The 22,934-nt window shown below is 36.7% G+C and carries 13 protein-coding genes and 4 tRNA genes; 11 read left to right on the top strand and 6 right to left on the bottom strand.

Annotated features, from left to right (window positions below):
* Positions 1–1,171 precede the first annotated feature (1,171 nt).
* Positions 1,172–1,247: transfer RNA gene (locus tag PVV64_RS01885), tRNA-Lys, on the bottom strand.
* A 475-nt stretch (positions 1,248–1,722) separates the two neighbouring features.
* Between PVV64_RS01885 and PVV64_RS01890 the strand changes: the two genes are divergently transcribed.
* Positions 1,723–3,276, top strand: a complete 1,554-nt coding sequence (locus tag PVV64_RS01890) for a TerC family protein (protein WP_273759414.1) — start codon at positions 1,723–1,725, stop codon at positions 3,274–3,276.
* Between the two features lie 897 nt (positions 3,277–4,173).
* On the opposite strand, the gene PVV64_RS01900 is transcribed toward PVV64_RS01890, so the two are convergent.
* From PVV64_RS01900 to secD, 3 genes are all read right to left on the bottom strand, one after another.
* Positions 4,174–5,127 (bottom strand): YbhN family protein, encoded by a 954-nt coding sequence (locus PVV64_RS01900; RefSeq protein ID WP_273759415.1) that lies wholly within the window; start codon positions 5,125–5,127, stop codon positions 4,174–4,176.
* 6 nt (positions 5,128–5,133) lie between these two features.
* Positions 5,134–6,897: a YbaL family putative K(+) efflux transporter gene (gene ybaL / locus PVV64_RS01905; protein ID WP_273759417.1), complete on the bottom strand. Its 1,764-nt coding sequence runs from the start codon at positions 6,895–6,897 to the stop codon at positions 5,134–5,136.
* A gap of 100 nt (positions 6,898–6,997) precedes the next feature.
* The gene (secD, locus tag PVV64_RS01910) at positions 6,998–9,511 is read right to left on the bottom strand and encodes a protein translocase subunit SecD (protein ID WP_273759419.1); all 2,514 of its coding nucleotides are present in this window, start codon (positions 9,509–9,511) and stop codon (positions 6,998–7,000) included.
* Between the two features lie 631 nt (positions 9,512–10,142).
* Between secD and PVV64_RS01920 the strand changes: the two genes are divergently transcribed.
* The 3 genes from PVV64_RS01920 (at position 10,143) to PVV64_RS01930 (ending at position 14,551) form a co-directional block, all read left to right on the top strand.
* The gene (locus PVV64_RS01920) at positions 10,143–12,509 is read left to right on the top strand and encodes a mechanosensitive ion channel family protein (protein WP_273759423.1); all 2,367 of its coding nucleotides are present in this window, start codon (positions 10,143–10,145) and stop codon (positions 12,507–12,509) included.
* A complete protein-coding gene (locus PVV64_RS01925; protein ID WP_273759424.1) occupies positions 12,503–12,775 on the top strand; it encodes a hypothetical protein in 273 nt (90 codons plus the stop codon). Before PVV64_RS01920 ends, PVV64_RS01925 begins: the two co-directional genes overlap by 7 nt.
* 846 nt (positions 12,776–13,621) lie before the next feature.
* Positions 13,622–14,551, top strand: coding sequence for an outer membrane protein (locus PVV64_RS01930; protein ID WP_273759425.1), 930 nt, complete (start codon positions 13,622–13,624; stop codon positions 14,549–14,551).
* 345 nt (positions 14,552–14,896) lie between these two features.
* Here the strand turns inward: PVV64_RS01930 and PVV64_RS01935 are convergent.
* Positions 14,897–14,982: transfer RNA gene (locus PVV64_RS01935), tRNA-Leu, on the bottom strand.
* A 145-nt stretch (positions 14,983–15,127) separates the two neighbouring features.
* Between PVV64_RS01935 and ilvA the strand changes: the two genes are divergently transcribed.
* From ilvA to PVV64_RS01950, 3 genes are all read left to right on the top strand, one after another.
* Entirely contained in the window at positions 15,128–16,405 is a 1,278-nt protein-coding gene (gene ilvA / locus PVV64_RS01940) for a threonine ammonia-lyase IlvA (RefSeq protein ID WP_273759426.1), read from the top strand.
* A 36-nt stretch (positions 16,406–16,441) separates the two neighbouring features.
* Complete coding sequence (locus PVV64_RS01945; RefSeq protein WP_273759427.1) at positions 16,442–16,972, top strand: hypothetical protein; 531 nt, start codon at positions 16,442–16,444, stop codon at positions 16,970–16,972.
* A 316-nt stretch (positions 16,973–17,288) separates the two neighbouring features.
* Positions 17,289–18,650, top strand: coding sequence for a DEAD/DEAH box helicase (locus PVV64_RS01950; protein ID WP_273759446.1), 1,362 nt, complete (start codon positions 17,289–17,291; stop codon positions 18,648–18,650).
* 792 nt (positions 18,651–19,442) lie between these two features.
* Here PVV64_RS01950 and PVV64_RS01955 read toward each other — a convergent pair.
* Positions 19,443–19,517 (bottom strand) — tRNA-Asn (locus tag PVV64_RS01955).
* A 187-nt stretch (positions 19,518–19,704) separates the two neighbouring features.
* Between PVV64_RS01955 and PVV64_RS01960 the strand changes: the two genes are divergently transcribed.
* The 4 genes from PVV64_RS01960 (at position 19,705) to PVV64_RS01975 (ending at position 22,822) form a co-directional block, all read left to right on the top strand.
* Positions 19,705–19,778, top strand: a tRNA-Cys gene (locus PVV64_RS01960).
* A 211-nt stretch (positions 19,779–19,989) separates the two neighbouring features.
* Entirely contained in the window at positions 19,990–20,664 is a 675-nt protein-coding gene (locus PVV64_RS01965; protein WP_273759428.1) for a protein-L-isoaspartate O-methyltransferase, read from the top strand.
* A gap of 97 nt (positions 20,665–20,761) precedes the next feature.
* Positions 20,762–22,021: a TolC family outer membrane protein gene (locus PVV64_RS01970; RefSeq protein ID WP_404978411.1), complete on the top strand. Its 1,260-nt coding sequence runs from the start codon at positions 20,762–20,764 to the stop codon at positions 22,019–22,021.
* 234 nt (positions 22,022–22,255) lie between these two features.
* Positions 22,256–22,822 (top strand): DUF2497 domain-containing protein, encoded by a 567-nt coding sequence (locus tag PVV64_RS01975; protein ID WP_273759430.1) that lies wholly within the window; start codon positions 22,256–22,258, stop codon positions 22,820–22,822.
* Positions 22,823–22,934 lie beyond the last annotated feature (112 nt).

The raw sequence follows: 22,934 nt of genomic DNA on the forward strand, positions 1-22,934 counted from the left end.
TTGTTAGAGAAATACAGTGTATTTGTAGTATTTTTTTCTTTTGGATAAATTATAAGAAAATTGTTTCTATGCGTTTTGATCCAAGAGAGGGGATGCTTTTAAAGGTCAGAGACAGTTTCTTATTGATGATTGAGTCGAAAAGTTGTGGGTGTGTTTGTGAGAATTTTTGATCATTTTTTCGAAAATACTTGAGCAGAATTTTCTCAATTAATAGAACAAAAAATTTGTAGAGGTAAATGCAAAATCCTCTTTTTTCATTTCATTATGAGTGTAGTTTGACATTAGGTTTTGTGCTAAGCGGGAAAGATGGGATTAGGTAACGGCTGTTGATTTTTTTCACTCAATACACTGTAAGAGATTTGATTCGCAGAAAATAAGAAAGAGTATCACATAAAAACCAATATTGGGCACGAAGAAAGAGTACAATTCTTTAGAAGGGATCAATCGGTATAAATCGAGTGCCGAACTACAATGCCTTTTAAAGTAGCACAAGCTTGTGGGAAAGTTTTTATAGTCAACATTTTTGATCTCTTGCAACATGAAACTCTTGGTGCACTTGTTAGATTTTTAAATAGTTTCCCTCAAAGGAATTTAGCAAGGACGCAAAGAAATATGAAAAATAATTTGCCAAAAGCATATTTTTGTAGAGAAAGGTTGAAAATCTTATTCCCAAACTTTTATTTATATATCCCGTATCTTTAAAAAAAATCTATAAAATCAAAAAGTTATTTATGGCTGTCGTTAGACAGTAGGTTTTACATTACGTGGAAAGAAATAAAATGCATATTGATATGGCGAAAAAGTTAAATATATCGGTAACATTTTTATTTTCTGTTGAGATTAGCAAAAAATCAGTATCGGTTGTCATGGAAGACAAGACCATAGAACTTTGTGGATTCTCTCTTAAGAAAAGAAGTCTATGCTTGTTGAAAAAGTGTTACAATAAAGTCTTCAACTCATTGCGACATGAAACTGTGGTTGCGGTCATTAAGATTTTTAGATGATTTACCCCAAGAAGCGTTAGATCTTTCAAAGACATATTAGAAGTATTCTGCAAAGTAGGAGCTTTGTAGAGGTGTTTTGGGAAAAACGATTCTCTTATTTTTATTCTAGCATCTCTCCCCCTAAAAAATATGAGAACTCAATAAGTTATTTCTGGCGTAAAACGCTATGGTGGGTGATGAGGGGATCGAACCCACGACCCGCTGATTAAGAGTCAGCTGCTCTACCGACTGAGCTAATCACCCATAACTTCTCAAAAGATGAGAATTGTGCGGTTCTATAACGCTCCTAAGGGAGGATGTCTAGATAATTTTGTTGTTTTTTATAGGAAATTGATCAAACCTGTCGCTAAATTGGTTGTACAGTTAAAAATATCATACTATACCTCTTGATCTTAGATAAAAATAGACCCATTATAAAAGGCTCTAGGATAAATGTTCTGATTGTTATACAGGACTGTAGTTGGAGGATCGTCGAGCGTAATGCCCGAGAAAAATTCAGAGGAGCCTTCTTGTGGTTGTAAGCAGTGTAGGCCAGCGTTCTCTTTTATAAACTTTATCAATAACTATCTATGTTTAAAGAATATTTTGCCGTTGTTTGCTTTGAGCGCAATTTCTTTGTGTTCAATGCTTTTGATCAATTGTGCGAATGAAGGCTTATGAATTTGTTTTATCAATCGCGCGCTTTTAAGCTTTCAAAGATGTTTTTAAAGGGTGAACTATGATGGAATGGATCACTGATCCCCATGCGTGGTTTGGTTTGGTCACGTTGGTTTTTCTCGAAATTGTTTTAGGAATAGATAATCTTGTTTTTATTGCAATTTTAGCTGAAAAACTGCCTCTCCATTTGCGGGATCGTGCGCGCTTGATAGGTCTCACTTTAGCATTGGTTATGCGGATTTTTCTTCTTACGGTTATTGGATGGGTGATGAATCTTGAGACAATAATTCTTTCTCTCTCATCTTTTGTCTTTAGTTGGCATAGCCTTATTTTAATTAGTGGTGGAGCTTTTTTGCTGGCAAAGGGAACGCTAGAATTACATGAAAGGTTAGAAGGCGTACCGCATGAAAGAAAAACAGGGGTTGCTTATGCGGTTTTTTGGCAGGTCATTGTGCAAATCGTGGTGTTGGATGCCGTTTTTTCCTTAGATAGCATTATTACTGCGACAGGTATGATTGCAAAAGAACAAGCAACTGTTATGTATATAGCAGTTATTGTTGCTATGGGAGTGATGATGTGTGGATCTGGCGCTCTTATGCGTTTTATTAATCGCCATTCCACTATTGTAATTCTTTGTCTTGGCTTTTTGATGATGATTGGTTTTACTCTCATCGTTGAAGGATTTGGCTTTCATATTCCAAAAGGGTATTTGTACGCTGCTATTGGTTTTTCTGTTCTTATTGAAGCTTTTAACCAAATTGGACGTCGTAATCGTGAAAAGATGATTACAACAAATGATCTACGTGGGCGAACTGCAGATGCTGTGTTGAAGCTCTTAGGAGGGGGAAATAAAGACGATCATCTTGGTGAGACTGTGGATGTCATTGCTGAACAGGCGGCAGCTTCTGAATTGTTTCGACCTGAAGAAAAAGAGATGATTCGTGGTGTTCTTGATTTGGCCGATCGTCCTGTTCGTTCTATTATGTCACCACGCAATGAGATTGAGTGGTTGGATTTAAATGGTGATGAGAATGAAATGCGTGAAGAATTACAACAGGTTAAACATAGTCGTTTAATTCTTGCTCGTGAAAAAGTAGATGAATTTGTTGGCGTTGCTTTGACAAAAGATCTGCTATTGAATTTAGCTGAGGGTAAAAAAATCAATTGGAAAAAAGCTATGCGAGAACCTCTCGTTGTTCATGAAAATACTAGCGTTTTACGATTGATGGAGCAATTGCGTCATTCGTCGATTCAGCTCGCAATTATTGTCGATGAGCATGGATCTTTTGAAGGGATTGCAACACCAACGGATATTCTTGAAGCCATTGCCGGTGATTTTCCTGATGATGATGAAGAACCTATGATTGCAGAAAAACTTGAAAATGGAAGCCTTCTTGTTGAGGGATATGCCGATATCCGCCGTTTGAGCGGTTATCTTGGGCGTAATCTTGTTGATGAGGCAGATCGTTATACGACTCTGGCTGGGTTTATGCTTTGGCAATTTGGTCATTTGCCAAATGAGGGGGAGAGCTTTGAAGCTGATGGTTTGCGCTTTAAAGTTATCGAAATGGATCGTCGCAATGTATCTAAAATCCTTATTTCTCCGCTTGTATAGTCAAAAAAGACCGTCTGTTTGAAGAAATAAGCTTTCTTGCCAAAGGGGAGGCGGTGATAATCGGCTAAAGCGTAAAAAAGGATCTAGAATTATTGTAAAATGACCATTCATCTCAAAAGTGATCATTACATATACATATGCGTTATTTCTCCATTTGTAACTTTTAAAAATTTTATGAAATCGTTATTTGGATTTTTGTATGATCCTTTATAGAAATTCCTGTCACCAAAAATGTTATAATATTATAGAGCCTGTTACATAAAAAAATAACGGTGGTAATTTGACATTAAAAGTCGATAGAGACTTATGGAAATGATCATTTTTCTCTAAAGAAATCATTTGATGGTTTGATAAATGCTTTTATGAGAGAAATTAAAATATGATAAATTTTGTATCATGAAATTGATACGGGAAAAGAGGCGCTTTAGGGGGTAATAGAAAAAGATAAATGGAAGTGGGGTTGTTTTCATATGAGGACAATTTGCTGTGATTATCTTTTAAAAAGACATTTCTCAAGGCTCTCAAGTTTATTTCACTACGTCTCCCATAGATGCTATAATGATAAAGCCATTGTGCTCTATTATCTTTACGCTTATGGAGAAGAAAGCAGGCACCATCATACTGTTTATTAACCCCAATGTTGTTACAGTCTTTGATATTTGAGAGCATTCAATAAAGTTTTTTAACCTTTTCTCTATTTGTTTTTTCTACACATGCTCATCTTACTTGTGATGTGTCAACACATCATTTTGATTGATTTAATTACAAAGGTTTGAAATGAGAGAATTGCACAATATGAGAGATACTCATTAAAGTTGTAAGAAATAAATTGTTATTATCAATCAATATATTGCAATTTTATGTTTATGGGCAAAAAGAGCAGCATTGATTTTTTACTTACTCAGGCGGTATTTTAGGAGAACGTTTGCAGTATTGTTGGGCTTCAAAAATTGCTACAACAAATAATGAAATGATGAGTGGTATAATTAAATAAAGCATTCGAAAGACAATAAGTGCCGCAACAACATCGGTTGGATTTACACTGGGCATACCTGTTATGAATAAAGCTTCCAAAACACCAATGCCTCCAGCTGGAGCATTGGAGAGAAGGGTTATGGTAAAAGATGCTAGGAAAACGCCAAGTACAGAAATAAAATGGATATCCGCGTTGTAGGGAAGAACGGCATAGATAATTCCTGCTGCTCCTAAAAGCTCTAAGGGACTAATCAGAAGCTGTTGAATGACAATTTTCAATCGTGGGTAGGAAAGTTGAACTTTTTTGCTCAAGCGTAAAGGTTTTAATTGAAGCCAACTGCCAAAAGTATAAAGCGCTATACAACCGAGCAGAATTGCACCAACTGTTATTCCAAGCCATTCAGGAAGCCCGTCATGAATGAGTGTAATAATTTCGGGTTGTAAAATCAAAACAATCCCAAAAAGTAAAATCGTGCCGATCACAAAGGTAAAAGAGCAAAATCCTACGAGTATAGCGATTTCTGTTCCGTTTAATCCTTTCATTTTATAGGCGCGATAGCGCACGACGGCACCAGAAAAAACTGAAGCACCAATATTATGTGACAGAGCATAGGTGGTAAAAGAACATATAGCAATAAAAAACCAAGAAATTTTATGACCAAGATGTTGCAAGGCAATGCGATCATATCCAGCAAGAGCAGCATAAGCTAAGAGAGAGCATGCACAGGCTAAAAACCAGTGTTGTGCATCTAAATTGCTTAAACGTTCTAATACATCACTAAAAGAAATGGCAGAGAGCTTTATATAAAGAATGCGGATAGATACCAACATTGCTAAAATACCAATAAATGGCCATATCAATTGCTTTATTTTCACGCTTCTTTACCTATTTGTGTTTTCTATGAAATTTGACTTATGATTGTGCATATTCTTGACAGATCTCTGTCCCGTTATATATTCGATTACACCATTGGCAATTACCTCATCGTCAGTTACTACGATATCTGCACCTAAATCAATGAGATAAGTTGTTTCTACATCGGAGAGTGCATGCGTGATTATTTGAATATCCTTTTTCATATCACGTATATTCACTATGCATTCTCCCACTTCAATAGGACTTCGCATTGTAATAACAACTTTGTATGCGTCGTTTATATTTGCTGCGTTCATTATTTCTCGTTGAATGATGTTGCCACAAATGACCTCGAAGCCGTCTGCAATTGCTTGATCAGCTAGGCGTTTTGATTCTTCTACTATCACTACAGGTTCACCTTTGTCTATTAAAGATAATGCAACGCATTGACCAATACGACCATAACCAATAATCACGATATGGTTGGTTTTTAAGGATGTTGGTAATAATTCTTGGTCTGGATCTTGCGGATCGATATCAATAATTGTTTGTGTATCTTGTAGATTGGTAGAAGAATTTTCTAAACGTTTTTTCATTTTGTTACAAGCAATGAAAACAAGAGGATTGAGCAAAATAGAAAGAATCGCCCCTCCAAGAATTAAATCATGGGCATCGTTGTTTAAAAGTCCTAAACTCAAACTTAAACCTGCAAGAATAAAAGAAAATTCTCCAATTTGGGCAAGGCTTGCAGAGATGGTCAAAGCTGTTGCATTAGAATAGCGAAAAGCTTTAACAATGAAGAAAGCAACAGCAGATTTACCTACTATAATAATAAACAATGTTGCGAGGAGAGGGAAAAAATGAGTCAAGAGTTTCCCTGGATCAAATAACATTCCCACAGAAACAAAAAAGAGAACAGAAAATGCATCTCGCAATGGTAAGGATTCTTCTGCTGCACGATGGCTTAATTCTGATTCACTCATAACCATACCGGCAAAAAAGGCACCAAGAGAGAGAGAAACACCAAATAAATGGGCGGCTGCGAAAGCCACTCCTAATGCAATAGCAAAGACACTAAGCCGAAATAATTCACGTGATCCTGATTGTGCGCTCATTTTTAGTAACCACGGGATAACACGTCGCCCAATTATAAGCATGAGGGCAATAAAGAGAATAACTTTCAGAATAGTAAGACCAAAAATTCCCCAAATACTTAAATCTAACCATTGAACAAGGGGATCAAAGGCTTGCTTTTTTGTATTGCTAAGAACATTCGCTAATGATGGTATGAGAACAAGTATAAGGACCATCGCCAAATCTTCAATAATTAACCATCCAACAGCAATACGTCCTTTTTCTGTTTCTATGAGATGGCGTTCTTGCAAGGCACGCAGCATAATAACAGTACTTGCTATTGATAAAGCTAAACCAAATACTAAACTGCTGCTCAATCCCCATCCCATGATCATACCAAGGCACAATCCTAGAAGAGTAGAAAATGCCATTTGTGCAATAGCAGCAGGGATAGCAATAGCTCTTACGGATAAAAGGTCTTTTAATGAAAAATGGAGTCCAACACCAAACATGAGCAAAATGACACCAATTTCAGCCAGTTGATTGATAATAACGGAATCTATTCTAAACCCACCTGTATTGGGGCCTACAATAACGCCGGCTAACAAGTATCCTACCAGTGGCGAGATACGCAAACGACTAGCAATCATTCCTAGCAGAAATGCTAAACATAAGCCTGCAACAATCGTTGTAATTAATGGTGTATCATGGAGCATGGATTATTTACGACTTTTTATCAAAAAATGAATGAATTGAAACAATGGTACTTTTTAATTAAGAGGAAGAGAGAATATCATAAGAAACAGCATGGTACTTTCATTTTAGGTTAGTGTTTGTACGATTATTGCGTCCACGCCACCAATTTCCTAGCAGGAGTAAGATAGGGGCGGCAATAAAGATAGAAGATGAGGTTGCAATGATAATTCCAAAAACCATGGGAAGAGCAAAATTATGAACAGCGCTTCCACCCCATATCGCCATAGGTAACATAGCGAAAACAGTGGTCGCTGAGGTAAAGAGACAACGTATAAGAACCTGGTTAATTGAGAGATCAATGAGTTCACGCAACGGCATGTTTTTATAAAGGCGCATATTTTCACGCATGCGATCATACACTACAACTTTATCATTTATGGAATAACCAACAATTGTTAAAAGAGCAGCGATGGCTGTTAAATTGAAGTCAAATTGAAATAAAGCGAAAAAACCAATCATTTTGGTGGTATCTAAAATGAGCGTTACAATTGCACCAACTGCAAAGAACCATTCAAAGCGCAACCATATGTAGAGGGTCATGGCAATTGCTGCGAGAATAACAGCAGTAAAGCCAGCTGTAGCAAGTTCACCTGAAATTTTAGGACCAACAACCTCTATTTGATCAAATGTGGCATCTGGATAGATGGTTTGTACTGCTGTTTTAACTTTATCAATGGCAGCAGTTTGTTGTGTTTCGCCACCACTTTGTTTTTGCATACGAATAAGCACACTGTTCGCATTATCAATATTTTGCAAGGTAATTTCACCAACATTAAGGGTGGAAAGTTTTGAGCGCAAGGTGGCTAGGTTCGCTGGTGCTTTGGTGGTAATGCTTATTTGACTGCCACCAATGAAATCAATTCCGAAATTTAAGCCCGGCTTAAAAAACAGAAAAACTGAAGCAAGTGATAAAATAATTGAAACGCCAATACCAATGAAGCGTGCTTTCATGAAGCGGAAATTTGTATTTTGTGGAATGATGTTGAAAATAGAGCGAAGATGTAACGTCTTAATTTTCCATTTACGAATAACCCAAATCATCATGATGCGCACAATGGTGATATTCGTGAACATGGAGATGATGATGCCAAGTAGCATTGTGACAGCAAAACCACGAACGGGGCCAGTGCCAAACCAAAACAGCAAAATAGTTGCAATAATTGCCGTAACATTGGCATCAACAATGGTCGCGAAAGCATGTTTGAATCCACGATCTAAGGCAGCAAAGGCACTGACACCTTTTCGGCTTTCCTCACGGATACGCTCGTTGATCAGGATGTTAGCATCAACGGCAATACCGATACCTAAAATTATACCAGCAATACCCGGTAATGTGAGTGTTGCACCGAGAAGACTTAGCGCAGCAAAGGTTAGAATAGTGTGGAGTGCGAGTGCTATATTCGTAATGAGCCCCCAAACTCTGTAGAGGAGAAGAATAAAAACGGTCACAAGAATAAAGCCAATTATGCCGGTGTAAAGCCCCATTTGTATGGCATCAGCACCAAGATTTGGACCTACCGTTCTCTCTTCAATTATGGTGAGCGGGGCTGGCAGGGAACCAGCACGTAGAAGAGCAGCTAGAGTAGAGGCTTCTTTAGGATCAAAGTTTCCTGTAATTTGGCCTTGTCCGTTGGGAATGACACTATTGATGGTAGGAGCAGTTAAAACTTTGTTATCTAGAACGATGGCAAAAGGACGGTTAATATTTTGTCGTGTGATGTCGGCAAATATTTTTGCTCCAGCGGAATTCATGGTAAAGGAAATAATAGAACGTCCTGGTATTTGTGGGTCGAAACCTGCACGGGCATCTTTAAGAACATTTCCATCTAAGGCGATTTGATCATAAATGGCATAGCGCTGGGTCTCATCGTTATAGCCAGGAAGGATCGAAACACCTAGAGGTGGGTTATTTATATCCACCTGAGAGGGAACAAGATGAAAACTCATCTTAGCAGTTGTACCTAAAAGATCACGTAATTGCTTTGGGTCTTGTAAACCAGGTAATTGGACCATAATACGATCCGTCCCCACTTTTTGGATGGCGGGTTCTGTAACACCAACTTGATCTATGCGGCGACGGATGATTTCTAAACTTTGTTCAATCGCATTGTTGATACGATCTTTTATACCAGCTTCAGTTAATCTGATACGGATAGTTTCATTTTGCGCACTTATACTTATGTCATTGGCTGTTGCGCCGAAGCTACTGTGTATGGGAGTGATCAATGTCTGCAAAGCAGAAAGTGCTTTGTCAGTTTTTAATGGATCAGCAAGAAGGGCAACGATACTATCTTCAATGATACGAATACTTGATGTACGGATTTGTTTTTCACGCAGAGTATTGCGTACATTGCTCAAAACTATGCGCAATTGATCACGCTTTAGCGTTTTACTGTCAACCTCGAGGAGGAGGGAAGAACCTCCTTGAAGGTCGAGGCCGAGTGTTACACGGGTGTCAGTTAAGAATTGTGAGTTTTTAACCTGCTCTTGCGAAAATAAATTGGGCAAGGCAACATAAATGCTGCTTAAAAGAATCAAACAATAAAAAGTAGTCAACCAACTAGGTGTACGCATGATATATTCCGCTAATAGGCAATCTAATAGTTATTAAAATGAAAGGCAAAAACGATATAAGAAGATCGTTTTATAATTCAAGTAAGAGGAGGAGCACGCTTATTTGTAAAATATTGCGTTTGAAGATGCTCAAATCGTGTGCAAATCATTATGCTCGTTATTAAAAAGGGATTCAATGTTAGGATATCTTGAACAATATTGATAGGCAAAATAGAATTCGTATGGAGTGTTACAAGCTTTTTATTTTTGCTAACATTCAAATGATACTTATTTTGTAGATCAAGAGTATTCATTTTCACTATATTATTTGCTTGTGGTTGTTTGATTAAATAAGTTAGCGTTTCTACATTGCTCGCCAATAATACGCCAAAGCTGGATAGAAGAAGCCAAGTCGTAAAAGGGAGAAAATTTTCTTTTTTGCAAGAGAGGTGCAAAAAAAGCATTCTAGAGAGCCTCCTCTTTATCTTATAAGTTTCACAAGCTTACATTATCCTTTCTCTTATTATCAGTATTATGGGATGAGGAAAAGCTTTTATAAGCTTATTCTATAAATTCTATAAAAGTTGAAAATATTTGTTTTATGCCATATTTTGGGAAGGGGTAGTTTCCTCTTCATATATTTAAGGCAAATATGTATTCATTTTTTAGAAAAAAATTACGCATCGTTTTCTTTATTTTTGGCTTTATTGTTGTATTCAGTTGTGGTGCACAGGGAAATCTTGAAGCGCAAAATGCGGTTATCGGACAAGGGATCTCTTCTTATTCAATTGATGAAATTATTCAACAACAACAGCAGATTATCAAGACTCTTGAAGAAAATACAGAAACTTTAGAAAAAGAGTTTGAAAATAAATCAGAAGATGAGCGGGCTTTGTTAGAACTACGGTTACGTGCACACGATATCAGTAAACGTGCTCTAGAAGCAGCATTTGTTTTGCGTACTCCTCTTAATGATATTAATGCACTTCTTGATCAACTAACAGAGCTCCATGATGATTTGAAAAAAAACATGGATGAGCGCTCTGTGTTGATAGAACAAAAAACTCAAGTTAATAGTATAGTCCTTCGGTTTGAATCAATCTTTTTGTCTGCAAATAGGATCGCTGATCTTGCTATTTCGCAATCTCGAGAACTTTTTAAACGCACACTTACGCATAGGCTTGAGTTTTCGATGCCGATGGTGAAACATCTTGTCCAAAAAACCAAAGAGGCTTCCTCTGATTTTCTTTTGTTGTTGAGCTCTTGGTTGAATTTTGTATTTTATTTCAAGTTATTACAACTGTTTCTTTCCTTTTTTATTCCACTTCTTATTGCTTTAGGACTTTCTTATTTTTCTCGCAAAATTCTGGTGCATATCCGTTGTCATTTTATGAAGAATAATGAAGAAATATCGTATTTACAACGCTTATTGGTTGCTTTTATTTCGGTTCTTCTTCCTTCACTTATATGTGTTGTTTGCGTTTATCTTATCTTATTTTTATTTCGTAGTTTTGCTTTGGATCCAGGAAAACTTACAACAGTGTTTGATATGATAGGCTATCAAATTGTATTCGTTTTTTTGATCAATCGTTTAGCGGTTGTTCTTTTAGCATCAAATATAACGCGCGTGCATCTTCTCAATATTACACCGTCGGCAGCGTATCAATTGGTGATTTTGATTACTTTTTTAGGGAGCGTTTTGGCATTTGATGCTGTTTTTGATAGCATTTATCAAATTGTTTCTGCCTCGCTTTCTTTGACGATTGCTAAAAGTTTTATTGCTGTTTTTCTTTTTGCGATATTGCTGTTGATTATCGCATTTATACCTTTACGTTTTAGACGTGAAATTGCTCAAAGGAAGGAGAGAGAACCACGCTTTTTGCCACTTTATATACGTATTCCTCTTCTTGTATTGGGAATATTACTGATTGTGATGGATTGTTTAGGTTATGTTGGTTTAGCGCGTTTTATTATGCAGCAGATTATGATTGGTGGGGCATTTTTAGTTCTCATGTATTTGGGAATACAAAGTGCTCAAGCGCTTGGAACAAAAGGCCAATTTATGAAAACAAGCCTTGGGCATGCTTTAACGCAATGGCTGCATTTAGACGAGAAAACAATGAATCAATTAGGGGGGCTTTTAAGTATTTTCCTCAATTTGGTTGTGATTGTATTTTGTGCAATGCCCATCGCTGTACAATTTGGATTTTCGTATTCTGATTTAAAAGCAGTGTTGTGGCAGTTAATAACAGGCTTTCAAATTGGAAATGTCTTCATTTCTTTGATTTCTATTGTAACTGGAATCGTTGCTTTCTCTATTTGTTTATTTCTCAGCCGACGAATGATCGGTTGGTTAGATGAAACTGTCTTAGAGCATGGGGAACTTGATTCTGGTGTACGTAATTCTATCAAAACGGTTATAGGCTATGGCGGTATTGTCTTATCGGCTTTGATAGGAATGTCCATGGCAGGTTTGGATCTCAAAAATTTTGCGCTTATTGCTGGTGGGCTTTCACTTGGTATAGGATTTGGATTGCAAAATATTGTGCAGAATTTTGTATCTGGGCTTATTATTCTGATTGGAAGACCATTTAAGATTGGAGATTATGTAGAATCTGGATCTGTGGGTGGTATTGTTAAACGTATCAGTGTGCGTGCAACAGAACTTGAAACATTGCAGCGTAAGACGATTATTATTCCTAATTCAAGTCTGATCAATAACAATGTTAGTAATTGGACGAGGCGGAGTAAAATGGGGCGAATTGATATTCCTGTTGCTGTTTCCGCTAATATTGCTCCAGAACGTGTTGTGGAAATTTTGCTAGAAATCGCTTCTGCGACCGAGGGAGTTTTAAAAAATCCTGCACCACAGGTAAGTTTTACTGCATTTGATAGTAAGAAATTCTCATTTAATTTGGCTCTTTATATCCCTAACATTACCTCACCTTCTAAGGTTACAAATGCTCTTCGCTTTGTATTATATAAGCGTTTTGTTGAGGAAGGAATCTTAGAATGCTAAAGTATATTCATGTTTTTATAGCAATTACGCTGTTGGATATTTTGTCTATGACGGCTTTTGCAGCAACAGTGAAAAATACTGATTTAAAAGTACAATCTCTCAACATTGTTGAAGGGAGTGTCCCTTTCAATATTTCGTTGAATTCGCAGCAAATGGTTACAATTTGTATGAAAGGGTGTTTTATTACTTTTCCGAATAAAGATCGTTTTGCAATAAAGGCAGAAGATAATATAGAAATCAGTGAGGGTAGAGCAGTTTTTAAATAAAAAATTTTAAGATTTTTATTCTTAGGTAAAGTTTGGACGCATCATAGATCTTTTTGTACTCATTAGATTAACTGCATATTTGAAGAGTAATAGATGAAAAGATTTGGTTTGCGTGTAATGTGGGGGAGAATATGTGAAAAATTTGCAATGGTGTTTTAAGCGTGATTATTTTAAAATCTCTTTATAATATTTTTAGTATCTTGTATCCAGTATTCATTATAAAAATTAAATGACTGGCGTTTATTTCTTATTTTTTCTGTAAAATTTATGAAAATATTCGACTTATAAATTAATTTTTTATTATAGTAGAAATTTTATAATTTTAATAAAGTTATTTATGTACTAAAGTTCTTATTTAATAAGATAATTGATTTTATTTATTAAAATAATAAATAGATTATAGCTAAAAATTCATTATATATCTATATTTACAATTATCTCATATATATTTATGAATACAATAAATATAAAATAATTTTTTATATTTTTATAAAAATTAAAATGGAAATAATTATAATTATTTTTATAGTAATCGTCTTTATTTTTTAATATTTTCTCAATAAGAAAAGCTGTTGAATGGTTCAATTTTTAGATTTTTATGAAATAGTTTGTTTTTAAAATATAACAAGTATTTAGAAAAAAATTTTACGATATAAAGTATTGATTGTTACGGATATTTTAAAAATAATTAAAATTTATTTGCTAATCTTAAAATTTGATGTAATGATGAAATCCAGTGTAACTATAAAGGAGTACATATAATTTTGCAGCATAAGATTTTATAACACTTTGTTTTTCTAATGTGATTTTTGATTATGTTTGAATTTAGCAATGGGGTATAATTTTATGAATACAAAATTTGTAACAGCATCTGTTTTTTCTTTGGTTTCATCTTCTATAGTACAGGCAGCAGATGTGGTGGTTCATGAAGAGCCGGTTCATGCCGCTTCATCAGTTGTTGTTCCCCCACCTTTTTCTTGGTCAGGTTTTTATTTTGGAGCCCAGATTGGTGGTTTTTCGAGTAAAATTTCTGCAACGACGCCTGATGTTAATATTCCTCTCTTTCCTGATAACGAAGGGAGAAGTAAGCCGTGGATACCAATTGAAAAAAAGTATATGCCTGAGCTTTCAGGATTTATAGGTGGTCTTTATGCTGGTTTTAATTTTGATCTTGGTAATAATTTTATTTTGGGAGTTGATACGGATATCCTTTTGACTGACAAAAAAGATACAATTACCAAGACTGTAGAAGCTGGTGATGATGAACAGGATCCTGAAGAAGCTGGTACTGGAGAAAATGGTAATGGAGAAAATGGTAATAAAGAATCTGGGACTGAAGGGAGTGAAAATGGCAAAGCAAAGGCAGGGATTGTAAAAGTCCGAGCTGGTGGAGCTTATCGGACAGCAGCAGAAAAAAATGTTGCAACTTTTAATCATACATTCAAGCAAAAATGGACAGGCGCTACACGGGTGCGTGTTGGATTTTCTACGGGGCGTATAATGCCTTATATTGCTGCTGGTGTTGCTTATGGGCAGTTTCAAGATATCTTGTCTATGTCAATTACCGGAGATGATCCTTTTAATAGGACAGTAGATACTAAAAAGACGATGGTTGGTTATACGTTGGGTGGTGGTATTGATTTTGCAATAACAGATAATTTTATTGTGCGTGCTGAATATCGTTACTCAGATTTTGGTAAAAAGAAATTTAATGATGAGATTGAAATTAAGTATAAGACGAATGATTTTCGTGCTGGAATAGCTTACAAATTCTGACTTTTGTGAGATTAAAATGGTTTAAGAGGTCCTATCCAAGATAGGACCTTTATTGTTGTTGTATTGTGAGTACGCTCTTTGTGGCAAAGTGGGCGTTAAAAATTGGGAATGGTTCTTTGATGATAGTAATCAGGTAAAACAAAGTTATTTGAGTTTCTATTGTGTAGAATCAAGCTCTTTTAGATTATAAGATAGGGCTAAAATACTTTTTTAAAAGAAGAGATGATTCGCTTTTTCTATATACAATCTCTTTTGCATATTACTATAACGTTACAATAAGCAGTCTTAAAGATTGTTTCTTGATAATTTTAAATTATTGGAAAATAAAGGAAAATCCACATGTTGTGGTGCGGACGGCGGGACTTGAACCCGCAAGGTCTTAGACCGGCAGATTTTAAGTCTGCTATGTTTACCGTTTTCATCACGTCCGCGATAAGAGCTCCCTCATAAGCTATATTTTTTATTGAATCAAGAATTAATGATAAGAGAAAAACTTTTCATATTGGGATAGATTTTGACTGACAATAGTTGCCTTTATCGCTAGAAGGATTGTTAATAATATGGATGTAGCATGAAATGATTGGTGTTATGAGTAAATTTATTGGAGACGTAACAAAAGCTATGAGAGCTTTGCATCATGTGTTTGCTGAAACACCACTTCAAAGAAATGACTTTCTCAGTCAAAAATATGATGCTGAAATTTATTTAAAGCGTGAAGATTTAACACCAGTGCGATCTTATAAAATTCGTGGTGCTTTTAATTTTGTTTCAGAAATGTTGGGTAAGATATCTCCAGATGCTGCATTTGTTTGCGCGTCGGCAGGGAATCATGCGCAAGGGGTTTCTTTTGTTTGCCGCTATTTTAAACGTAAAGGCGTGATTTTTATGCCTGTGACGACCCCGCAACAGAAAATTGAGAAAACGCGTATTTTTGGGAAAGAGTTTATTGATATCCGTCTTGTTGGTGAAACATTTGATCAATGTTATGCGGCTGCACAATCTTTCGCTGTGGAAAGTGGAGGGGTGATGGCACCACCTTTTGACGATATGCGCATTATTACAGGGCAGGCAACGGTTCTTTGTGAGTCTGTTTTGCAATGGAAAAGACTCAATGGGTTGAGCGAACCAGATCTTATCATTGTACCAGTTGGTGGTGGTGGTTTGGCTAGTGGTGTGAGTAAGTTTTTACATGAATATGGTTGGAAAACGCAGCTGCGTTTTGTTGAACCACAAAGAGCTGCAAGTTTGCTTGCCTGTTTGAAGAGTGGAGAAAGAGTTAAGCTTGAAAACATTGATACCTTTGTAGATGGTGCTGCTGTGGCTGAAATTGGCGCTTTGAATTACACAATACTCAAGAAATTTACAGCTGATTCTGTTATTACAGTTCCTGAAAATCGTGTTTGTTCTACAATGGTTGAAATGCTGAATGTTGAAGGGGTGGTTCTTGAACCGGCGGGTGCTTTATCCATTGATGCTCTTAACAGTCTTTCATCCCAAGAGTTGAAAGGCAAAAGAATCCTCCTGATTATTTCAGGCGGTAATTTTGATTTTGAGCGTTTACCAGAGATTAAAGAGCGTTCTCTGCGTTTTCAAGGATTGAGAAAATATTTTATTTTTAGTTTTCCACAACATCCTGGTGCATTGCGTAGTTTTCTTGCCACATTGTCACCCGATGATGATATCGTGCGCTTTGAGTATCTTAAAAAATCGGCGAGAAGTTTTGGTTCTGTATTGATTGCCATTGAGACAAAAAAATATAATAATTTTCGTCTCTTAGAAGAAAAGTTTCAAGATTTAGGTTGGCGCTATCGTGATATTACTGACGATCAAACATTGTTTGATTTTGTCGTTTGAGAAATGGAAATTTTTGCTGAAAAAAGAGACATAAAAATGAAGTCTATTTTTTATTTTATACTGAGCCTGTTTTTGTTTTTTAGTGTTGGTCAACAGAGTTTAGCATCTGAGCCAACGGAAACACAAAAAGCTGAGCTTTTAAGATTAATTGTTGAGGCAAATCAAGCCGTAAAAAATGAGGACTTTGTATCTCTTTCTCATTATATGCCTGATCGGCTTTATCAAGAAATGGCGCGTCGATTGAATACAACAGAGAGTGATTTGCGGAATAAGTTTCTTGAACGATTGCGTATTCAATTTGAAAATTTGCCTGCTGATGCTTATCATTTAGATGAAACAAATATCGATTATTTGCAAGCGGTCCATGGTACTTTTTATGCTTTAATTCCAACAAGACTTGAAACGAAAGATCGCATCATTGAATATAAAACTTTGGCAATTTTTGATAAAACGCAGTGGTATTTAATCTATGGTGGTCAGAAGACTGTACAAAATCCAGTTTTTTTAGAAATTTATCCCGATTTTAATGACGTACATTTACCAAAGGAAATTATAATTAAGAAATAGATTGCTTAAACATTGTTTTTTGTTCGTATTAAATAACTTTTGTCAAGTCCTTGCTTTTTTGTCATAATCCAACAATAATAACGACAAAGGTATTTAGGCTGGTGAGCTGGCTATTTGTAAAGTAAAGATTTATATGCCTTTACTTTGTTATGGTACCCGTGGGGTGCGCAAAGCGCTTATTTAAGCGTTGCTTCATAAATTCAATATGTCAGGATTTCCCTTGCGCGGATTCTTGAGGAAAGAATTTGAGCTTATTACTTGTTGAGAGTTCTTAAGCTTAAGGAAAGACTTTATTTTGCATATCAAACAAGAAAATATGTTCACTAAGGTGGGCTTGCCTGCTCTTTTGATTAAAAATTTACGCATTGCTGGGATAAATAAACCTAAGCCTATACAAGAACAAGCTATTCCAATGATGTTGAAAGGAAATGATATTTTAGGTATCGCTCAGACAGGCTCTGGAAAGACTTTGGCATTTTCTTTACCTATTTTGAGTCAGATTTTAGCTTTGGGAGATAAACGTTGTCCTAAGACTGCGCGCGCTTTGATTTTGGTTCCTACGCGTGAGCTTGCTGTTCAGATTGATGAAGCAATTCGTATTGTTTCGAAAGGAACACATCTTTCGACATGTCTGGTTTTGGGTGGGGTATCACGTTTAAAACAAATTAAACGCATGGCAGCGGGCGTGGATGTTTTGATAGCAACACCAGGGCGTTTAAGAGACCTTGTTGGTGAAAAGTGTGTTGATCTTTCTCAATCTCGTTTCTTGGTTTTAGATGAAGCAGATCGTATGTTAGATATGGGCTTTATTCATGATGTACAGCATATTGCAAAGCTTTTGCATCAAGAGCATCAGACAGCACTTTTTTCTGCGACAATGCCGAAAGAAATCATTGCTCTTGCCAAGAATTTGCTCAATGATCCAGTGAAAATAGAAATTGCTCCTCAAGGAACGACTGCTGGCGAAATCACTCAAAAGTTATACTGTGTTTCTACCCGTGAAAAAAAGAATGTTTTAAATAAACTTTTGACGAATCCAGCTTTTGCTTCGGTTATTGTCTTTACTCGAACAAAACACGGCGCTGATGCTGTCACACGGAGTCTGGGAAAAATAGGTTATTTAGTTGCGACAATTCATGGAAATAAATCACAAAATGCTCGCCAATCTGCACTAAAAGCTTTTCGTGAAAGAGCGGTACGGATTCTTGTTGCAACAGATATCGTTGCACGCGGTATTGATGTACCAGGAATAAGCCACGTTATTAATTATGATTTACCAGATGAAGCAGAAAGTTATGTGCATCGCATTGGTCGTACTGGGCGTAATGGTGCATCGGGAGAAGCAGTCACACTTTTTGATGAAGGCGTAGAAGGAGCGCGGTTGCGTGCTGTGGAACGTTTGATTCGTATGCGATTAGTGCGTGAATCTGTTCCAGAACAGTTTGCTGCGTTTCCAGCAAAGCCAATTATGCCAGAAGGTGGAGAAAAAGAAAACGATAAGGAACTTCGTTTTGGAAAATCTAAACGTCAAAAGAAATTTTCAAATCATAAAAATAAAGCTAAACAGTTACAGGGTAAAAATGCTTTATCTCCCAATGAAAGACATAAAAAAGCAAAAGCAGGAACAAAGCGTGCAAAGCCTTTTCATTGCCGTAAATCAGTAAAAAAGGCAGCTTGAGTAAAATATTGAGAAGAAAGTCTATGCTAATTTTTCTATTTCTTCTCAAGTAAATGAAAGTAAGAAAAATACCAAACAACGCTCTTACCAAAATCAGAGAGGCTTTTATTGTTTTTTAGAAGTAGCACTCGCTTGGATGTCTCGTGGAATGAATATTTTGAAAAGGCATTTTTTCTTCATATGCTGTAGAGATATCTTTTAAAACTCCCTTTTTATACTCGTTGGTGAAGTTTCCATTTTTTTAAATATGCATAAAGATAAGTCCTCTTTAATAAGAAAAAGGTACGTTTTATTTTTCTATGCGAGCTTATAGTGGAGAGAATTGGGTAGCTGATGAAAACTTCATGTCACTACAGTTCTATTTTAAGGCTTGATACTATTGATGGATTTTGATCTTTGTTTAATAGGTGTGGCAATTTAAAGAATAGAATGTCGTGCGGTGCAATTTACATTTTAAGGATGGTCTTTGAAACAGGATAAGATTTTATTATTCCATAGTTTTTAAAACGATAGATATTTTTGTAGGTCGCATAGGCATAATATCTGAAAGTATGGCTTTGCTATTTTTTGAGATTGATTCTTTTAGTGGTAAAATTTTGAGTCTATTTCTTATAATTTTGAAAAGATTTTCTAAAAAGATCAGAAAAATTTAAAGAATTACAGGAGAAAGCTGATAAAAAAGCACTTCCGTAAAGTATTTAGTAGAAAACTTTCTTCTCTTACTTTTATTTGAGTGCCTCTCACCTTAAAAAAACATTGGTAAAACAACGGATTATAGCAACAAAAATAGAATGGCTCCCCGGGCCGGATTCGAACCAGCGACCAACCGGTTAACAGCCGGTTGCTCTACCGCTGAGCTACCGGGGAACACGGTGCCCAATTACTCAATTGCAAGGGCTATAGCAAAGCATTGTTGATTTGCAAAGTACAAAATTGCTTTTTTTTAAAAAAATATCATAAATTGCAGAAGGAGAGGAAAAAAGAACAGAGAAGATTTTTCTCTCTCTTGACGGATGCGCTGCCTTCCCTTATTGACACTTGATATGTTTAATGAGGCCTCGTGGCGGAATGGTTACGCAGAGGACTGCAAATCCTTGTATCCCGGTTCGATTCCGGGCGAGGCCTCCAGCCAATTTAAAACAAAATGGCTTTTAGGGGTAAAATACGAAAATAAATTGCTTCTCTTGATGGTAAAGCGCTTGATTAGGAAAGTGGTGCGGTTAAAATCTCATTGTTGACTATAGTGTGCTTTTTTGTAATACCCACAGTAAGGTGTTTTTAAGTTCTCATTATCGCCGTTTTGTTGTAATCTTATTGTATGTGGGAGAAGAGAGTCGTGATGGTTGCAGATTTTGCAGAGCTTCGCCGCAAAATGGTTGACAATCAAATTCGTACAGTCGATGTAACGGATTTATCAGTTCTTGAAGCTTTTTTAATAGTCCCGCGTGAGGATTTCGTATCAGAAGATATGAGGGCTTTAAGTTATGTGGATACCGATATTATTGTGTATCCAGCGCAAAATGGGCTATCTGCCGGCTATTCGATGCGGCCTGCTTCTTTGGCAAAATTGCTACAGCTTGCTGCTGTAAAATCGTCGGATGTTGTTTTAGATATTGGTGCCAATAGTGGTTATTGCGCAGCGTTGCTTTCAAAACTCGCGGCGACTGTGGTCGCTTTAGAAAGTCATAAAGATCTTTCGGAACGAGCTGCTGAGACTTTAAAGCGTCATCAGTGTGATAATGTGATTGTGGTGCATGAAGATTTAGAAAAGGGATATGCCATTGGGGGACCTTATGATCTGATTTTTATCGAGGGTGCAGTTGATTTTATTCCAGAGTGTCTTTTTGCGCAAATGAAAGAGCGAGGACGTCTTGTTGTGGTTGAAGGATACGGGAATTCCGGTGTTGCGCGAATCTATGTAAAAGAAGATGGGATTATTGCGTCGCGTCGTGCTTTTAATCTTGCGGTAAAGCCTCTTGCTCGTTTTTTAAAAACGCCTGTTTTTGTATTTTAGTGTTTGTTTTGTTCGTAAATAAAAGATAATTTTAATGTAATGTGGGGTTCGTGTTGTGTGTATTGTGCTCAAAGTAAACAAGAAATTTCAGGCGTGTGTGTTGCTGGCGTTAAATGTTCTATTATCAGGCTCGGTTTGTGCTGAAACATTGATGGATGCTTTTGCTAAAGCTTACATGCACAATGCCAAGTTGAACAGTGAACGTGCTGCTGTGCGTATATCAAGTGATGATGTGGTTATTGCACGCTCTGGGCTCTTGCCACAAATTGAAGGAATTGGAAGCTATGGGCGGAGCAAGCCCATGATGGGGGCTTATACGACTTCTGGATCTCTTGGTATAAGGGTGAATCAAAGATTATTTGATGGTTTTGTCACTCAAAATACATTTTCTTCAGCCCAAGTTAAGTTGCAAGCGCAGCGTGCATATCTTCGTAATGTTGAGCAAAATACTTTTCTCGATACTGTAACGGCCTATGCGAATGTCTATCAAGCACGTCGTATTGCTGATCTTCGTAGAGAAAATTTGGCAGCTTTGGAAGAGCAAGTTCGTTCGGATAAAGCAAAGTTTGATGTGGGTGAGGGGGGGCGTGTTGATCTTTCTCAAGCACAAGCTGCACGTTCGGTTGCTATTTCAGAGCTTAGCCTTGCACGTGCTGATGTAAAATCAGCAGAAGCCGTTTATCGACAAGTTATTGGTTCTGATCCCGAAAAATTAACACATCCATCTATAGCAAAAGATTTGCCTGTTAATCTTGATGTTGCTTATCAAATGAGCGTTGTACAACATCCAGCAATTCTTTATGCAAAATATTTGGTTGATGCGAGCCTTTACAATGTAAAAGCAAAAGAAGGGGCATTGCTTCCTAAGGTCGATCTTTCTGCAACAGCATCTTATAATCGGATTTACAGTGGTGCTGGGGAGGATGGTGTTTCTAAATCAATAGGGGTGTCTTTAAGTGTTCCCATTTTTGAAGGTGGGCGGACATCTGCGCAAGTTCGTCAATCTAAGGAACAACTTGGGCAGGCACATCTTCAGCTTGATTTAGCTCATAGTAATATAAGACAAGCTCTCACATCTGCTTGGTTTCAGCTAGAGGGGGCACGCGCATCTGTTATTGCTTATCGTGAGAGCGTACGTGCTGCTGAAATTGCTCTTAAGGGGCGTGTTCAAGAAAATCGTGTGGGACAGGCAACGACATTGGACGTGTTAAATTCTCGGACTCAACTCATTAATGCTCAAATTGCGCTTGCAAGGGCAGAACGTAATGCCATTATCGCTAGCTATAGTGTTCAATCTTCCATTGGTAAATTGACTGCGGATTATTTAGGTTTAAAAACGATAAAATATCTTCGATAAAGCCTAAAAATAATTTTTAATTTGCAAATGATTTTTCAGCTTTAAAAGCTTAATAAATTCAGAATTGAGCATGTTGAGAAAAAGAGCGCATTATAAATAAAGTTGTGTGTAGTGCCTTCTTCGTGACAAGCACGTTTGAAAATATAGTGGGAGGCATGTTGATCTTATAATTCTTTTGCTTACACTATAGAGTGTGATTCTGTTTATGATTGCGTCTTTGAGAGGTTTTAAAGTATGGTACAGAGTTCAAGCGTATTACGTGAGCCGAGTATGGATGAAATTTTGACATCTATTCGTGAAATAATCGAAGAAAATACGGTTCAGCCTGAGCACTTTTTAAATGACGGTGTTTTAGCAAATGCTTCTGCAGATCGTGCGTCCGTTGCTTCAGAAAGTGTTTATGATACGACCTTATCGGTTGATGATGCAATGAAAGCTTTGGCTGATCGCATCGGTCTTTCTTCTGAAAATCAGGATTTTTCTTTAACGCAAGAGAAAGAGAATATAGAGGCAGAAAATAATACGGTTGGCGTGGATATGCAAAAGGTAAAGCTTTCTTCTGAAGAGCAACGCTCTGTTCATAAAGCAAAAGAATATAGTCATGAGGCATATGTCTCACAGTCAGAAAATACAGCAGTTGGTCATGGGGAATTATCTGAATATTGTCTTTCTTCTGCTGAGAAGATTGCAAGAGATATCTTGCGTCCAGCTATAGCAGAATGGTTACAAAGTAAATTGCCGGTTTTGCTTGAGAATATTTTACGTGAAGAGATTGTTAAGGCCATTAAGAAATCCTCTTAGTTGTTTGTTCTTTATCGTTTTTGTGATTTCCAGTTTATTTTTGTGAGAGTTTTGCGGCTTTCGACGTGAGATGATTGTTTGATTCTTTTAGATAAGTGTGATCACGTTTTAG

This window comes from Bartonella sp. ML70XJBT.G, from assembly GCF_028618575.1.
In the GTDB taxonomy this organism is placed as follows: Bacteria; Pseudomonadota; Alphaproteobacteria; order Rhizobiales; family Rhizobiaceae; genus Bartonella.

What these genes read in the sequence shown, in the direction of transcription:
- PVV64_RS01890 (WP_273759414.1), top strand. Translation starts at nt 1,723, where the DNA reads ATGATGGAATGGATCACTGATCCCCATGCGTGGTTTGGTTTGGTCACG.
- ybaL (WP_273759417.1), bottom strand. Translation starts at nt 6,897, where the DNA reads ATGCTCCATGATACACCATTAATTACAACGATTGTTGCAGGCTTATGT.
- secD (WP_273759419.1), bottom strand. Translation starts at nt 9,511, where the DNA reads ATGCGTACACCTAGTTGGTTGACTACTTTTTATTGTTTGATTCTTTTA.
- PVV64_RS01920 (WP_273759423.1), top strand. Translation starts at nt 10,143, where the DNA reads ATGTATTCATTTTTTAGAAAAAAATTACGCATCGTTTTCTTTATTTTT.
- PVV64_RS01925 (WP_273759424.1), top strand. Translation starts at nt 12,503, where the DNA reads ATGCTAAAGTATATTCATGTTTTTATAGCAATTACGCTGTTGGATATT.
- PVV64_RS01930 (WP_273759425.1), top strand. Translation starts at nt 13,622, where the DNA reads ATGAATACAAAATTTGTAACAGCATCTGTTTTTTCTTTGGTTTCATCT.
- ilvA (WP_273759426.1), top strand. Translation starts at nt 15,128, where the DNA reads ATGATTGGTGTTATGAGTAAATTTATTGGAGACGTAACAAAAGCTATG.
- PVV64_RS01945 (WP_273759427.1), top strand. Translation starts at nt 16,442, where the DNA reads ATGAAGTCTATTTTTTATTTTATACTGAGCCTGTTTTTGTTTTTTAGT.
- PVV64_RS01950 (WP_273759446.1), top strand. Translation starts at nt 17,289, where the DNA reads ATGTTCACTAAGGTGGGCTTGCCTGCTCTTTTGATTAAAAATTTACGC.
- PVV64_RS01965 (WP_273759428.1), top strand. Translation starts at nt 19,990, where the DNA reads ATGGTTGCAGATTTTGCAGAGCTTCGCCGCAAAATGGTTGACAATCAA.
- PVV64_RS01975 (WP_273759430.1), top strand. Translation starts at nt 22,256, where the DNA reads ATGGTACAGAGTTCAAGCGTATTACGTGAGCCGAGTATGGATGAAATT.